We start from the raw sequence: 15647 nt of genomic DNA, 5'->3' as shown, positions 1-15647 counted from the left end.
ATTCTACTCTGCTACTTTTATAACGTAAGACCAATATTTGTTTGGCCATCTTCAAGGGCAAACTTTTTTAGTGCCTTTACGCTATCAGAGGTAATACGCCCCATATTTTCTACAAAATCAATTAGCTCACCTAATACTTCAATTTCGTACTGCATTAATGGGTGCTCTCTCACTGCTGTGTTATCAGCAATCTCACCTTCAACCGTCATTTGATATTCAATAAAGCGAGCCACTGTTGCTTGAGATATTTTGCTCACACTAATGAACTCTTGCTCATCTTGCGCCACTAAACCGTGCATTAAGCTAAGTAAAGACGTTGCAGCATCAATAGCAGGATAAGTGCCAAACATATCAAAATCAGCAAGTTCAGGAACATTTGGCTCTATTTTTTCAACTTGTTTTTCGAGATCTATTTTACTTTTAGGCAGTAATATTTTTTCCCAACAAACATTAAGCGAATTACGTAATAAGGTTTCATCACCAAACCCCGTGGCTTCGCTAAATAAACCGTAATTTGGCAGCATTCGCTCTATTAAAGCACTTGCTAAAACGGCCTTTTGTAAATAGTTAAGCTCTCTAATACGCTGAAAATTATTTGCTTTAGTCATTCTTTAACGTCTCACACGACCAACAAAAATCAAATGTTGATCCATTATGCTCATTACAATTAGGGCATACCCAATCTGGAGCGGATTGTTTTACTTGTTGATAGTTTACCAATATTTGCCGCGCATGGCGCTCTTTTATCGCATAAACCTGCACACTAACTTGCGCCTGATCATATGGAATTTCTCCAAGCGCCCCTTGGAGCATCTCGCCTTTAATTTTACACTCTATTCCAGCAGTTTGTATTAAGCCTTTTACGATATTCGCTTCCAAGGTATTTTCAGCTTTATAAATTGTAACCCATTGAAAAGAGCTATCTGTTGAATTGTTATTATTAATATTTTGCAATATTCACCTCATTTATTTTGTGTTAACAATATCCTGCGCTAAATTATTAGCATGCTGTACTTTTAAGGAATAAACATGACACTAACAACCCCAGGCTTACTTTTTCCGGCCATATCGCTGCTATTACTCGCCTATACAAACCGATTTTTAGTTTTAGCGCAATTAATTAGGGAGCTAAATGCGCGTGAAGGTGAATCTATTCGGCCTGTTGTAGTGGCTCAAATCACTAACTTACGTAAACGTATTAAGCTAATTAGAACGATGCAAGTGTACGGGGTAGCCTCTTTTCTACTGTGTACACTATCAATGTTTGCATTATTTATTGAGTTTAATGCCACAGGAATTATTTTATTTGGCATTAGCTTAGCTTGCTTAAGTTTATCGTTATTAACGTCTTTATTTGAAATACATATTTCCTGTGATGCAATCGAGATAGAACTGCAAAGCATTGAAAATAAACCACTAAGTAGCCGAATAAATAGAAATTTTGTAAAATAGTTTATTATAAATAAAACACTCTATTATTTGTCACAATCATGTTGTATGAATGCCCCTTTTTGGGGCGTACTTTTTTATTAATTAGAACAATTTAATCCAAATATACTAACTAACTTACTGACTACAAATAAGTTTACTTAGCTAGCCCATTGCAAAAACATAGATAAAATATAATAAACAACTAGTTATGAATTTAAAAAGTAATACTATTTGGTCGCTTTTCTCTTTAATTAATACTAAAAGGGGGGTATCCTGCTGGAAACACGTATGAACTTGCAACCGTATTTCAATATAGAATTTTACTAAACTTTAGAATAAAAATTAATATATTTGATGTCCGTGGTATCTGCGACTTACTTATAAAAAGGGACTATAAAGTGAGATTTGAACAATTAGAGCAATTTGTAGCACTTGGTATATTACGTCATTTTAGACAAGCTGCTGAACAAACCCAAATTAGTACTTCAGCGCTAACGCGCAGCATTCAAACACTTGAAGATGAAATGGGATATGAGTTAGTAAAACGCTCAACACGCTCTGTTAAATTAACGCCAGAAGGCGAGCTTTTTCTAGAATATGCTAAAACGACCCTATCGGAACTTGAGCTAACGAAAAAGCGGATTTTTCAATCAGTAAACGGTAATGCCAATGAAAAGCTCGTTATTGGGTATACCAATAAGGCAAGCAGCATAGTACCTATTTCTTGTGGACAGTTTTTAGCTCAATACCCTCATATAAAAATTGAGATGCAGCTACAAGATCAGCAAGAGCTAACACGCAAACTCCAACAAGGTGAAATAGACATTAGCGTATACTCTCAAGCTATTAATAGTATTGGCAGTGACATTCACTTACCTGATCAGCTTGTGTTATTTGTTTCAAAAAACCACCCTCTTGCCCATAAAAACGATATAAGTAAACAAAACCTTGATAGCTACCCGATGTTTGGCTGTTTCTCTGAGTCTAAACAAGTACAAACTATGCTTAATGAAGCAATTGATTCTTTAAATAAATCATCAAGTATTAAAGTGGGCAGTATTGAGCAAGTAATGGCAGGTGTAGTTAAATCAGATCATTTTGCTATTGCAAGCATTGAACATGCTAATGCAATCGCAGAGAATTCTGAATTAGTACAACTTAAAACAAATAAAGGTTTAAACCACGAACAACTCGTTGTACAAACAAGCCAACAGACGTCGATTACTGAACATGTAGAGCATTTACTATCGCTTATAAAAAAAGCGGGTGCTGCATTTAGCTAATCTGATGTTTCAAAAAAGTGCGGCACAATAAACAGTAGCTTTTAACAGCTTTTCGGCTACACTGTCGCACCTTTTTTAAACAGCTGATGTGAATGAACACACTTTTTGGTCCTGATGTCTATTTAGATGATATAGAACGCCAAGGATATACCGTAATTCATAACGCGCTTATTGCCGATTTAGTTAACGATTTAGTTGCAGACTGCCACCGTATAAACCCTCACTTTAGCCTTGCTGGTATTGGTCGATTAAATGACTTACAAATAGATAAAGCCGTACGTACTGATAAAACCTATTGGTTTGATGGCAGCTCTCAAGCACAGCTTACCTATCAAGCAATAATGCAAAGTATAAAGACCACGTTAAATCGCAGTTTTTTTATGGGGTTATTTGATTACGAATGCCATTATGCAAAATATACACAGGGTGATTTTTACAAAAAGCACTTAGATGCATTTAAAGGTCGCTCTAATCGAGTATTTACAACGGTACTTTATTTAAATACGCCTAAGCAAGGTGGCGAACTTGTTATTTATAAACCTAAAAGTAAAGAGATAGAAATAACAATTAAACCAACTGCTGGCACATTAGTAATGTTTGAAAGCGAACGCTTTGCCCACGAAGTACTTCCCGCCGTTGACGATCGCTATTCTATTGCAGGCTGGTTTAGGAAAAACGCCTCTATTAGCGGCATTATTGATCCCCCCCGATAACTCCTAATAGAGCATTTTAACAGCCTTTATTGAGGCTTTTAAAATGCTATTGGGTATGAAAGTAATAACCCTATAAAGATAGCCAAACCCACGTAATGATTATTTAAAAACGCTTTAAAACAGGCATCTCTTTCACGTTTATGAATAAGCACTTGTTGGTATGCCAATAGGCCCGCAGCAATACTTAAACCAACGCCAAATGCGACACTTAAATGATTGCTTATACCAATAAAAGCAACCAATGCTATAAATACAGCATTAAGTAAAAAGATAATATGGCGGTCGTATTTACCAAATAAAATAGCGGTTGATTTTACCCCTATTTTTAAATCGTCGTCCCTATCAACCATCGCATACATGGTGTCGTAAGCCACTGTCCAGCAAATATTGGCTATAAATAATAACCATGCCTGCTGTGGTAGTGCATTAATTGAAGCCATATACGCCATAGGAATAGCCCAACCAAATGCAGCCCCTAAAACAACTTGAGGTAACTGTGTATAGCGCTTCATAAAGGGGTAACAAAAGGCTAAAGCCAAAGCACCAAAAGAAAGCAAAATAGTATTGACGCTAAGCATTAATACTAAAATGAACGCAATAACTATGAGTAGTAAAAATAGACTAAGTGCTTCACCACTACTCACCTGTCCTGAAGCTAGCGGCCGTTGAGCTGTGCGTTTTACCGAGCCGTCTATTTTTCTATCTGCAAAATCATTAATTACACACCCTGCGCTACGCATAACAACAACGCCCAGCGTGAATATAATAAGGTTGAGTAAGCTCGGCATCCCACTATTAGCAAGCCATAAAGCCCAGTATGTTGGCCAAAGTAATAACAAGGTACCAATGGGCTTATCTATACGCATTAACTGTATATAATAAGGAATATGTTTTGGCTTTAAAGCGGCTAATTTCATGAGTATAAATATGCTCCAGGTAAAAACACTTCACACACTAAAAACTTATATTCTTTGAGTGAGAATACACTTCGACGCCCTAGTAAGTTTTTTTCGGGTAAGTTCAATTTTGTAACTAATTGCTGAATAGGGTGCGTGTCATCAAAATAAGCAATTTCTATATCCGTTCGTTTTAATGCTGGGTCTTGAAAAATCACATCACCTAAAGGACGCTCGCCCATATTGTGCAAAGGATTAATAAAATCATTTTTAGGAAGCCAGCTTTGTGCGTACACCACAGGTTTGTTATCGCACAGTAAGAGAACTTCTCGATTAATAGCTGTTTTAGCTGTGCTGTTTAGTAGTAAGTTTTGCTCTGGGCTTAAAGTAAATAACTGCTCACTTAATACCTTCACATTAAAAGTTTTTGAGTTGCTTTTTAATTTAGCCGTTAATGAATTCTGTTCAAAAAGCCACTCTTGCTCTAGAGGAGATAAGTCACTTATATAAGAAGTGGACTGCCAATTAGCAGATATAGACAGAGGATAAGTAATCACAATAGCTCAACAAAATAAAAAACAACGAGATGATACCATTGCCAAAGCTTTTGAAAAAGTCATGTTTTATAACCATAAATAATTGCTTGGCGCTGTTTATTACCTACTATTAAGTATAAACTATTTGTAACAAGTTTTAAGAAACGCTTTAAATATGAAAAAAATAGTATACGCAGGTCTTTTTACGTTCTTTGTAAGCGTTATAAGCTTTACAGCTCGTGCTGAATCCACAGTTGGTTATTTTGGTTTTGAGCCAGATATAATCACCAACTACATTGGCGCATCAAGTAAAAAAATGGGCTATGTGCGTGTAACTATTGATTTAATGCTTACTGATACTTCTGATATTGCAGTGGTTGAACACCACACGCCATTACTTCGTGATGCCCTAGTAGAGATTTTATCTAAAGAACCAGAAGAAAAAATAAAATCACTTACTGGCCGTGAAGAAATACGTGCAAAGTGCGCCGAAAAACTAAAAAGCCTGCTAAAAGAAGAAACAGGACAAGAGATCATCCGTGAAGTCTTGTTCACTAAATATTTATATCATTAGTATTTAACGTTTTGCGTTAAATATTTTGGCGGTATAGGCAAAAGCCATACCGCTAAGTAACCCACCTAAGTGCGCCCAATTAGCCATACCTACAAACAATACATCAGCAAACCCAAGCACTAACCAAATCAACATAAAGCCAACAATAGCCGTACTTACAAGCGCAGGCTTGTTAGGATTTAAAAAGCTATGAATCCAGCAAAAACCAAGTAGCCCATACACCACACCACTCAAGCCGCCAAAATTGGGGCCAACCATTAAGTATTGTGCCCAATTACTTATAAGTGCAGTTACTAAAAACAAACCTATTAGGGTGAGTTTTCCGCATTGTTTTTCGATATTGTCACCAAGCGACATCCACCAAATTAAATTAAACACTATATGCATCGCGCTAAAATGTACGAGGGCGGGCGTTAACCAACTTAAAGGCTGCGTAGGTTTAAACTGCATCATGGTGTAAATAGTCTCAAAACCACCTAGTAAAAAAGCAAAATAAATTATAACGCTTACAATACTTACGGTTTGATTTAACCAGCTAAGCGCTTTAAATCGCGTCATTAGATTAAGTGATTGCCCTTGGTATTTAAGCGGCGATTGTGTGCTACCTACATCCCATGAAGCTTGTTGATAGCGTTCATGGTTAGGGTTTTGTGTAAATTCGGCCCATAAAGGTTGTATTTGATGAAAATGCTCAGGCGCAACACTAATAATGACATTGCTACCATCTGAGGAGCTTAATTGTCCTTGTAAACCTTGGCTTTTTAAATAATCTATAAAGCCCTGTGCGGCGCGCGGGTTATTTAAACTGCCAAGCTCTATCATCGCTCTACTTTCTCGCTGTAAGCAGCTTCCCAAGCTGTAAAGCCGCCATCCATACTGTAAACGTCTTCAAAACCTTGCTCAACTAAGTAGCTAGCTGCGCCTTGTGAGCTCATACCGTGGTAGCAGACAATAATAATTGGCTGATCGAATTCTTTTTCCATCATAAATTGTGCGATATTACCGTTAGAAAGTGCTTCTGAGCCTGGAATGCGACCGGCTTGATACGAATTAGGATCGCGAATATCTGCAATTACCACGTCTTCTTTATCTAAAAGCTCTAACGTTTGCGCTATAGAAATATGTTTAAATGCCATTGAAATCTCTTTAATTAATAGTATAAAAAAGGCGGCTAAAGCCGCCCTTCTTGTAATTTAGTTAGGAACTAGCCCCAGTTTAAAATCACTTTACCTGACTGACCTGAAATCATCATATCAAAGCCAGCTTGGAAGTCATCCACAGAATATTGATGTGTAATGATTGGGTTTAAATCTAGGCCAGATTGAATCAAACTTGCCATTTTGTACCACGTTTCGAACATTTCGCGACCGTAAATACCTTTAATCACTAAACCTTTAAAAATAACTTGGTTCCAGTCAACTGCCATATCAGATGGTGGAATACCTAGCATGGCAATTTTACCGCCGTGGTTCATATTATTAAGCATTGAATTAAACGCGCTTGGCACACCTGACATTTCAAGGCCAATATCAAAACCCTCTGTCATACCTAGCTCTTTCATTACATCTTCAAGCTTTTCATTGGCAACGTTTACAGCGCGTGAAGCTCCCATTTTACGTGCTAAATCTAGGCGGTATTCGTTTACGTCGGTAATTACAACGTGGCGAGCACCAACATGTTTTGCAACAGCTGCTGCCATAATACCAATTGGGCCTGCACCAGTGATAAGTACATCTTCGCCAACTAAGTCAAACGATAGTGCGGTATGAACTGCGTTACCAAATGGGTCGAAAATAGAAGCGAGTTCGTCAGAAATATTATCTGGAATTTTAAATGCGTTAAATGCAGGAATAACTAAATATTCGGCAAATGCACCTTCACGGTTTACACCTACACCCGTTGTATTACGGCATAAATGTACACGCCCTGCACGACAATTGCGACAGTGGCCACACGTAATATGCCCTTCGCCAGATACGCGGTCGCCAACCTGAAAGCCACGAACTTCTTGGCCCATATCAACGACTTCACCAACATATTCATGGCCAACAACCATAGGCGTTGGAATGGTTTTACTTGCCCATTCGTCCCACTTGTAAATATGTACGTCGGTACCACAAATAGCTGTTTTGCGAATTTTAATCAGTAAGTCGTTATGACCTACTTCTGGCTTTGGTGCATCTGTCATCCAAATGCCCGGTTCTGCTTTTAATTTTGATAATGCTTTCATAATCCACACTCAATTAAAAAACCGAAGCGAGGCTTCGGTTTAAAATAAAATTAAATAACGCCCATTTCTTTACCAATACGGGTAAATGCATCGATAGCTGTATCGAGTTGCTCAATACTATGTGCCGCTGAAATTTGTGTACGAATACGCGCTTGCCCTTTTGGTACTACAGGGAATGAAAAACCGGTTACGTAAATGCCTTCAGCAAGTAATTTATCAGCCATTAACGAGGCTACTTTGGCATCTCCTAGCATTACGGGGATAATTGCATGATCTTTACCTGCACACGTAAAACCAGCAGCTTCCATTTGCTCACGGAAATATTTAGCATTTGACCAAAGTTTAGCGCGAAGCTCGCCGCCATTTTCAAGCATTTCAAGTACTTTAATTGATGCAGTAACAATTGAAGGCGCTAATGAGTTTGAGAACAAGTATGGGCGTGAACGCTGACGTAACCATTCAACAATTTCTTTTTTACCTGATGTATAACCACCTGAAGCACCGCCCAGCGCCTTACCTAATGTACCGGTGATAATATCTACACGGTCTAATACATTACAGTACTCAGGTGTACCCTTACCGTTTTCGCCAACAAAGCCAACTGCGTGAGAGTCATCTACCATTACAAGCGCATCATATTTATCGGCTAAGTCGCACACAGCTTCTAAATTACAAATAACGCCGTCCATAGAAAACACGCCATCGGTAGCAATTAGTTTAGTTTTAGCACCGGCTTCGTCTGCTGCAATAAGTTGCTTCTCAAGATCAGCCATGTCGTTATTTGCATAACGAAAACGTTTAGCTTTACATAAACGTACACCGTCAATAATTGATGCATGATTTAATGAATCAGAAATAATAGCGTCTTCTGCGCCTAAAATAGTTTCGAACAAACCTGTATTTGCGTCAAAACATGAAGAATATAAAATAGTATCTTCTGTTTCTAAAAACGCACTGATTTTTTGCTCTAGTGTTTTATGGATATCTTGCGTGCCACAAATAAAACGCACTGAAGCCACACCAAAACCATGATTATTTAAACCATTTTGCGCCGCTTCAATTAACTCTGGGCTATTAGCTAAACCTAAGTAGTTATTAGCACAAAAGTTGATTACTTTACCTGATGCAACTTCGATTTGAGCTTGCTGCTGGGACTTAATAATACGTTCGTTTTTATACAAACCTTCGGTTTTTACGTCTTCAATTTGCTGTTGTAACTGGCTAAAAAAAGCAGATGCTCTCATCTAGGTTCTCCATCTATTTGAACGGGTAAACAACCGCACTTTCACGGCTGTTTATTATGCGGGGTATTGTAAAAGTTTAATGGGTAAAATGCACGGTTTGCAGTTCGTCGCAAACACCCTAAGTTGGAAGGAATTCCTGCCAGTTTACAGGCTGTTTATTTATGTGTTTAAAAGTGCAGGTAAACTACTTATAGAATCGATAATTAAATCAGCTTCTTGCTTAGCGCTTTCGTCAAAGCTTTGCCCTGAACGCACTAAAACACGGGTAGTGATCCCTGCTTTTTTCGCAGCCTGCATATCACTGAGTTTATCGCCCACCATAATACTGCAAGCAGGGTCGATATTATGCTCTTGTATGCCTTGTAATAACATACCTGGCGCAGGCTTTCTGCAACTGCACTCTTTCAAATATTCAGGGCCCGCTTTTTTAGGGTGATGCGGGCAAAAATACACATCGGTAACTGCAATGCTGTGGGCACTAAACTGGTCTTTCATCCACTCGGTCAGTGCTAAAAAATCAGCTTCGGTGTAATAACCTCGACCAATTCCAGATTGATTAGTGACGATTATGATTTTATAGCCTGCATCATAAAATGTTTTACAAGTACTAAAAACACCGTCAATAAATTCAAATTTATCGCTTTGATACACATAACCATGATCAACATTTACCACGCCATCTCGGTCTAAAAAAAGCGCTTTATTTTTTTGTTGTGCATTCATTACAAAGACTCTTTTTGTACAACATGGTCAAACATCGCTTTTACATCATCAACTGTAATTTGGCTCATTAAATCATCGCCTTTTACGCGTGTCCCCCACGGTACTTGCTCAGCCGTTTTACCTGTTTGCTTAAACAAGTTTTGATGATAAACCTCTACCACGTAGTCTTGATATAAATAAGGACCTGTGCGTGCTGGATTTGAATGTGCATATAAACCAATAACCGGCGTACCAACTGTTACTGCCATATGCGCAGGACCCGTATCGGGCGCAAGCACTAAGCTGCCACGCTTTAAAACGCACAACAACTCTTTGAGTTTTGTTTTACCTACTAAATTTAAAATAGGCGTGTTGCTGTGCTCAATAACGCTATTTGCTAGGTTAATTTCAAGCTCTGTTGGGCCACCCGTCAATACCACCTTAAAGCCTTGCTCGCTTGCATAATCAGCCAATGTGGCATAACGATCAGCGAGCCAATTACGCTGCGCTTTACTAGCTGCGGGCGATATTACTAATAGTTTATTAGTTAGGTATTCTGATGTTAATAACTCATCTGCAACCGCTTGGTCTTGCTCGGTGTATGGCATGTCCCAACTCGGTTTATAATCAGAAACACCAATGGCTTTTGCAAAACCTTTAAAGCCTTCAAGAACGTGCGCCTGGGCTTGTGGGTCTATTCGTTTATTAATAAATAAGCTGTGCAATTCTTTTGAACGTGCCCAATCGAACCCTACTTTTACTTTTGCAGGAATACAACGCGCTACAAACCCAGCCCTTAATGCAACTTGCATATTAAGAAGCACATCAAATTTTTGGTTGTTGAAGCGTTGCTTTAAGCTTTTAAGCGCTGCTTTGCCTTGCTTTTTATCAAATACCACCAGCTCAACACCCGGTAAGTCAGCAAGTAACATGGCTTCTATTTTGCCAATTACCCAGGTGATTTTTGCATTCGGGTGTGCCTTTTGAATAGCTTGTACTGCACTCACAGCATGACATACGTCACCAATGGCTGAGAGTCTTAATATACAAATAGATGAATAATTAGGAGCTTGAGTCACACATTCCCTTAGGTATTAAATACAAAAGCCGATCTTAAATTATAATCACGCTATTGCAAGCACTTATCCTGCGCTTTAAAACGCGCTAATATAGACTCATTATTTAGCAATTACACAGAGCTATGTTTAAACAACACGTGCAAGGCAATCACACGCTATTAAGCCACCCTAAATACACAAGCCAAATTACCCTCGATTGGTTTGATGCAAATTATTGGCAACAACAAAATAAAATTGTGGGCGCTAAAAAAGGTCGAGCAACTGCGTGGTTTTTTAAGCAAGACGAATTAACAGCCGTACTTAGGCATTATTGGCGCGGTGGCTTAGTGGGTAAATTGCTAAGCGATCAATATTTATACCCAGGACTTGAACAAACCCGCGTATTTAAAGAGTTTAGCTTAATGAGTAAGCTTATAGAGCTTGGTTTAAACGTACCAACCCCTGTTGCAGCTAAAGTAACCCACAGCGGATTAATTTACCGTGGTGATATTATTACCGAGGCTGTTAAAGGCGCTAAAAGTGTACTCGATATATTAATTGAACGCCCATTGACTGAAGATGAGTTGGAGCGCATTGCTAAAACAATCGCGCTATTTCATTCAAAAGGCGTTTACCACGCTGATTTAAACATTAATAACATTTTATTTAATGATATTGGTGATGTGTATATTATCGACTTTGACAGAGGTGAAATAAGAACGCCTAACCCACAGTGGCAACAAAGTAATATAACACGCCTTGAGCGCTCATTTTTAAAAGAGCAAGGTCGAAATGATGTATTTAATTGGCAAGTGAATGACTGGCAAACTCTGCACAGCAACTACCTCAAAACACTCGCTAATATAAGTTAACTTAGTTAGCCAATGCTAAATACTGCAGAGCAACCTGCTCTGCCTGTACTTGTTTTAGAATATCTGCGTTTTCTACATTTGGCTTATCTGCTAGCACCTGCTTAACGGCATTGGCTAATGCCTCACTTTGTTGAACGGGTACTAAATATTTACTCAGCTCGCCTGTTAATATCTCGCTTGGTCCAAATGTACAATTAGTGCTAACTACCGGAGTACCCACCGCTAAAGCCTCAATTAATACCGTTGGCAGCCCTTCAAAATCAGAGCTCAAAACTAAAGCTTTGGCATGCTGAATCCAGTTGTACGGGTTTTGTTGAAATCCAGGCACTACTAACTGTTTATCTATGCCATATTGCTGTGCAAGCTTTAACACTTTTGCAGGTTTATTACATAAAAGGACTAACTTGTATTTTTTATCAAGCTTTGCAAATGCTGCAAATAATATATCGTGGCGTTTTTGTTTGGCGAGCCTTCCTACATGAATTAAGTAAGGCTCATTTGGGATGTCGTTATTTTTCTCATTTGCTTGTTGGTTTATTTTTTCAAAATCGAACGGGTTATAAATAGTCGCGATTGCACTTGGGTTAATTAAATCCCCTTGTGTTATTTCTTTTTCAACACCCTTTGATACGCAAATAAGTGATTTACCATTTAAGTTTTGCTTACTTTTTTTAAGGTATAAATATGAAAATGGACCTAACTTTTTTTGACGGGCAAGTTCTGAATTGACGGAGTTATGAATAACAAAGTGAACATTTTTGATATTACTACGTGCAAGTAAATTATTACTTCTATCAAGGTTAGAAAGCACTAGGTCAATATTGCCAATCTCGCTTTGTTTTTTTTCAAACCACGCTTCTAATCGCAAAATACTATTTTTTCGCTGCCAGAATCTATCTACTTTAGATGCTCTATCAGGAAAAAGGCTGTCAACTTTAACTATATCAGGAATGTCATACTCAGCGTTGCTCGCAAGAGATAATATAGTGACATTGTGCTGTAGTTTCGCCATTTTTTCAGCCAAAGTAAGCATTACTTTTTCAGCACCACCACCTACTAGTGAATCAATTACAATCACTATATTCATAAGCGATCTCCTACAAGCATATTTTTTATGCCATTAGTGATCACGTCGAAGCTATGTGTACTATCGAGTTGCTTATACTTACCAATAAATTCACTATAAAAAGGCTCGGTAATAACTTGAGCTATTTTCATTGTAATTTCATCAATATCAAGATTCGCTTTTATTACAACACCTGCATTAACGCAATAATCCAAACGTGTATTTTGATCTTTTGAGATAGCACATGCCACAACAGGGGTTTGAACTGCAATTGCTTGCAATAAAGTATCTCCACCACTAAGTAATGCGACTTTAGCTTGGCTCATTAATGCCAAAAATTCGGTTCCTTGCAGGCTTGATAAACAAGTAACCTCATCACTTTTAGGAATTGCTTTATTATAATTTGCACCAAACACAACAACTGCTTTTAAACCAGTATGCTTAGTAATTTTAAGCGCGGCTTTAAAGTAAACCTCAGCACAATTAAGATTATTTAATATATGCCCGCCAGAACCCGCATTAACAATAAAATAGCCATCAGATACTAAGTTATAGCGATTTAAAACATCACGTTTTTGCTCACAAGAAGCAAATGCAACAAAAGGGCCTACATTACGAGGGTGTGCCAAGGGAAACATGTCTAACTTCGCACTTTCAGCCCATGTAAGTGGCTCAATACAATAATCAGGCTGTACAACCCAATGTGTATCAATTAAATTAATCCTGTTTAGCTTCAATCCCTTAGCGCGCTTTTTTGCATGCTGAGAAATAAATATAACTTTAGCGCCTACTTTTTTAGCCGCTTTCATATGCCCTGCACGTCCTGCACAATCAAAAACAACGACGTCAGGTTTAAATTGCTCTATAAAGTCGCAAACAGAATCAAGCTCTTTAGTCGCTGAGTGTTCAAGCAATGTGGCTTCAAAAGGACACTTTTTTGCGTAGCTTGTATGCTTGTTTAGTATGAAGTGAATATCGAGAGAATCAGTAAGTTCTGCCTTTAAACTTTGAGCCAACAACAACGAGCGCATATATTCACCAATGCCTTCTGGTGATGATACGGGAATAAATAAAAGTCGTTTGTTGCTCATTACATTCTCAATTTCCTATTTGAACTCCAGTATACCAATCAGATACTTATTACGATAGCTAGGTTACATTTTTATATATTAAATTAGCCCTATAAATTTGATTATTTACTGCAATAACAAGCTTAGGTTGATAAACTTAGCCGCAATCTAAATCACAAGGATCTGAACTTTGCGAAACAGAATTTTTCTACTTTCTACTCTTTTTTGCGCTATGAGCGCGTCAGTTAATGCTGAGCCATGGGTAAAACCCGATGATTACGGTCTTAGAGCTGATATTCAACAATTAGCTGATGCCGGTGTTATTTTAGCTCCTGTAACTACCTATCCGCTTATGTGGAAAAGTTTTATAAGTGATGTGCAAAGCATGCCGCTTGAGCAATTATCTCCAAGCTTGCAAGATGCTTTACTTCGCGTTAAGCATCGATATAAATCAGAAAACAGCAGCTCGCATAGTCTTCAATTATCAGCTTTTGCAGCCACAGATCCTATTGTAGCAACAAGCTTTGGTGCAACAAATACACAAGAAACAGAGCTTTCAGCAGCTTACGCTTATTTAGGCGATAACTTTGCAGCTAAAGTAGCTATAAATTACAGAAAAGACGGTAAAAAATGTTTAGTTGATGGAAAAACGACTGACGATATAGTTACCGATGAGCAAGCTTTAACCGATTGTAACGATACCTCACTTGACGATAGTTACTTAGCTTACCGTTTAGGTAACTGGATTTTTAGAGCCGGTGCTGTTGAGCAATTTTGGGGACCTGGTGTTGATAACAGCTTAATTATGTCTGGTAATGCGAAACCTTTACCTGCACTAAGTGTAACCAGAGAAAAAAGTACTGCTTTTGAAACACCATGGTTAAGCTGGATTGGTCAATGGGGCTTTACCGCACAAATGGCTAAACTTGAGTCTACACGTGTTATACCTGATGCTTTACTGTGGAGTACTCGTGTTAATTTTCGCCCTATTCAACAGTTAGAAATTGCACTTAGCTGGTCTGCACAATGGGCAGGTGACGGACAACCGAGCTCTGCGGGTGATTTTATTGATGTCATAACTGGGCAAACAGCATGTATCGATGGCAATGAGAGTTGTGATAGCCAGTTAGAGTCGAAAATAGGTAATCAATTGGCTGGTATTGATATTCGTTGGTCAGATACCTTATTTGATCAACCATATGCGGTTTATGCCAGCACTATAGGTGAAGATGCTAGCTCACAGTTTAAACCCGCTGATAGAGCTTACTTATTTGGTGTGCAAACAACACAGCGCATTTATGCTCAAAACATATTAGTAAATGTTGAATATATAGATACTGGTGTTTCATGCCAAGCTGAATCAATAGTTGAAAATTGTTACTATGAGCATGATACTTATAAGTCTGGCTATCGCTACCATGGACGCACTATTGGTTCGACGTATGATAATGATTCGCAATCAGTTGTCCTAACCCTACTTGGTCAGCTTTCTAATGGTGATGATTGGCAGGTAAAATTACGCAGTGTTGATTACAATAGTGACAATAGCGATTGGTACCCTAGCAATCCAGATTTAGGTAACAGCATAACTAAAACAGCCTACAACAGTAAGCAATTAGAACTTCGTTACAGAATGCTTTCTTTGGGAGGACGCGTCACTTTAGGCGCTTTTGCATCTAACAATGACAGTGCTGAAAACGATACATCAGCATTTGCTAAGTATGAATTAAATTTTTAGTAAGTTACTTTATTAAAAATAAAAAGGGATGAAAACACTGTTTTCATCCCTTTTTTGTATTTTTAGTAACTTAAATCAGTAATTATACCAATTGCATTAAATTAGTGTTCTATTATAGCGATAAGAAAATAGCTCAATAACAAGGCTAAAATTATGATACATAGTTGTTCTATATAAATAATTTTTAACGTAGTTAGTGAGTTATTTAATACGCTAGAATGATCATGTTTTTAA

General features: G+C 38.0%; 18 protein-coding genes. 6 read left to right on the top strand and 12 right to left on the bottom strand.

Annotated features, from left to right (window positions below; genetic code table 11):
- Positions 1–17 precede the first annotated feature (17 nt).
- Positions 18–608, bottom strand: a complete 591-nt coding sequence (locus tag H5116_RS19065) for a YjaG family protein (RefSeq protein WP_002961040.1) — start codon at positions 606–608, stop codon at positions 18–20.
- A complete protein-coding gene (locus H5116_RS19060) occupies positions 601–954 on the bottom strand; it encodes a DUF2007 domain-containing protein (protein WP_002961041.1) in 354 nt (117 codons plus the stop codon). The genes H5116_RS19065 and H5116_RS19060 overlap by 8 nt, the downstream gene beginning before the upstream one ends.
- Positions 955–1029: 75 nt before the next feature.
- On the opposite strand from H5116_RS19060, the gene H5116_RS19055 reads away from it, so the two are divergent.
- From H5116_RS19055 to H5116_RS19045, 3 genes are all read left to right on the top strand, one after another.
- The gene (locus H5116_RS19055) at positions 1030–1452 is read left to right on the top strand and encodes a DUF2721 domain-containing protein (RefSeq protein WP_002961042.1); all 423 of its coding nucleotides are present in this window, start codon (positions 1030–1032) and stop codon (positions 1450–1452) included.
- A gap of 377 nt (positions 1453–1829) precedes the next feature.
- Complete coding sequence (locus tag H5116_RS19050; RefSeq protein ID WP_002961044.1) at positions 1830–2714, top strand: LysR family transcriptional regulator; 885 nt, start codon at positions 1830–1832, stop codon at positions 2712–2714.
- Positions 2715–2806: 92 nt separating this feature from the next.
- Positions 2807–3427 (top strand): 2OG-Fe(II) oxygenase, encoded by a 621-nt coding sequence (locus H5116_RS19045; RefSeq protein WP_154903688.1) that lies wholly within the window; start codon positions 2807–2809, stop codon positions 3425–3427.
- A gap of 38 nt (positions 3428–3465) precedes the next feature.
- Here H5116_RS19045 and ubiA read toward each other — a convergent pair whose 3' ends face one another.
- Positions 3466–4344: a 4-hydroxybenzoate octaprenyltransferase gene (gene ubiA / locus H5116_RS19040; RefSeq protein ID WP_182716852.1), complete on the bottom strand. Its 879-nt coding sequence runs from the start codon at positions 4342–4344 to the stop codon at positions 3466–3468.
- A complete protein-coding gene (locus H5116_RS19035; RefSeq protein WP_182716851.1) occupies positions 4341–4880 on the bottom strand; it encodes a chorismate lyase in 540 nt (179 codons plus the stop codon). Before H5116_RS19035 ends, ubiA begins: the two co-directional genes overlap by 4 nt.
- A gap of 154 nt (positions 4881–5034) precedes the next feature.
- On the opposite strand from H5116_RS19035, the gene H5116_RS19030 reads away from it, so the two are divergent.
- Positions 5035–5433, top strand: coding sequence for a flagellar basal body-associated protein FliL (locus tag H5116_RS19030; protein WP_002961049.1), 399 nt, complete (start codon positions 5035–5037; stop codon positions 5431–5433).
- A 3-nt stretch (positions 5434–5436) separates the two neighbouring features.
- Here the strand turns inward: H5116_RS19030 and glpG are convergent, their stop codons facing one another.
- The 6 genes from glpG to H5116_RS19000 form a co-directional block, all read right to left on the bottom strand.
- Positions 5437–6255, bottom strand: a complete 819-nt coding sequence (gene glpG, locus H5116_RS19025; RefSeq protein ID WP_024595695.1) for a rhomboid family intramembrane serine protease GlpG — start codon at positions 6253–6255, stop codon at positions 5437–5439.
- Positions 6252–6569 carry a thiosulfate sulfurtransferase GlpE gene (gene glpE / locus H5116_RS19020; protein ID WP_010554397.1) on the bottom strand — a complete coding sequence of 106 codons (318 nt, stop codon included), beginning with the start codon at positions 6567–6569 and terminating at the stop codon, positions 6252–6254. Before glpE ends, glpG begins: the two co-directional genes overlap by 4 nt.
- 68 nt (positions 6570–6637) lie before the next feature.
- Positions 6638–7663, bottom strand: a complete 1026-nt coding sequence (gene tdh / locus H5116_RS19015; RefSeq protein ID WP_182716850.1) for an L-threonine 3-dehydrogenase — start codon at positions 7661–7663, stop codon at positions 6638–6640.
- 50 nt (positions 7664–7713) lie between these two features.
- Entirely contained in the window at positions 7714–8907 is a 1194-nt protein-coding gene (locus H5116_RS19010; RefSeq protein ID WP_002961055.1) for a glycine C-acetyltransferase, read from the bottom strand.
- 159 nt (positions 8908–9066) lie between these two features.
- Positions 9067–9630, bottom strand: a complete 564-nt coding sequence (gene gmhB, locus H5116_RS19005; RefSeq protein WP_024604046.1) for a D-glycero-beta-D-manno-heptose 1,7-bisphosphate 7-phosphatase — start codon at positions 9628–9630, stop codon at positions 9067–9069.
- Complete coding sequence (locus tag H5116_RS19000; protein ID WP_182716849.1) at positions 9630–10688, bottom strand: glycosyltransferase family 9 protein; 1059 nt, start codon at positions 10686–10688, stop codon at positions 9630–9632. The genes gmhB and H5116_RS19000 overlap by 1 nt, the downstream gene beginning before the upstream one ends.
- A 122-nt stretch (positions 10689–10810) precedes the next feature.
- On the opposite strand from H5116_RS19000, the gene H5116_RS18995 reads away from it, so the two are divergent.
- Positions 10811–11539: a 3-deoxy-D-manno-octulosonic acid kinase gene (locus H5116_RS18995; RefSeq protein WP_182716848.1), complete on the top strand. Its 729-nt coding sequence runs from the start codon at positions 10811–10813 to the stop codon at positions 11537–11539.
- A gap of 1 nt (position 11540) precedes the next feature.
- Here H5116_RS18995 and H5116_RS18990 read toward each other — a convergent pair whose 3' ends face one another.
- Together H5116_RS18990 and H5116_RS18985 are read right to left on the bottom strand one after the other, a co-directional pair.
- Positions 11541–12626: a glycosyltransferase gene (locus H5116_RS18990; RefSeq protein WP_182716847.1), complete on the bottom strand. Its 1086-nt coding sequence runs from the start codon at positions 12624–12626 to the stop codon at positions 11541–11543.
- The gene (locus H5116_RS18985) at positions 12623–13696 is read right to left on the bottom strand and encodes a glycosyltransferase family 1 protein (RefSeq protein WP_182716846.1); all 1074 of its coding nucleotides are present in this window, start codon (positions 13694–13696) and stop codon (positions 12623–12625) included. The genes H5116_RS18990 and H5116_RS18985 overlap by 4 nt, the downstream gene beginning before the upstream one ends.
- Before the next feature lie 211 nt (positions 13697–13907).
- Between H5116_RS18985 and H5116_RS18980 the strand changes: the two genes are divergently transcribed.
- Positions 13908–15413: a capsule assembly Wzi family protein gene (locus H5116_RS18980; RefSeq protein ID WP_182716860.1), complete on the top strand. Its 1506-nt coding sequence runs from the start codon at positions 13908–13910 to the stop codon at positions 15411–15413.
- The last annotated feature ends 234 nt before the right edge of the window (positions 15414–15647 follow it).

Source organism: Pseudoalteromonas sp. SG45-2 (assembly GCF_014164115.1).
Lineage (GTDB): Bacteria > Pseudomonadota > Gammaproteobacteria > Enterobacterales > Alteromonadaceae > Pseudoalteromonas > Pseudoalteromonas distincta.
This window is presented reverse-complemented; position numbering and strand designations above follow the sequence as displayed.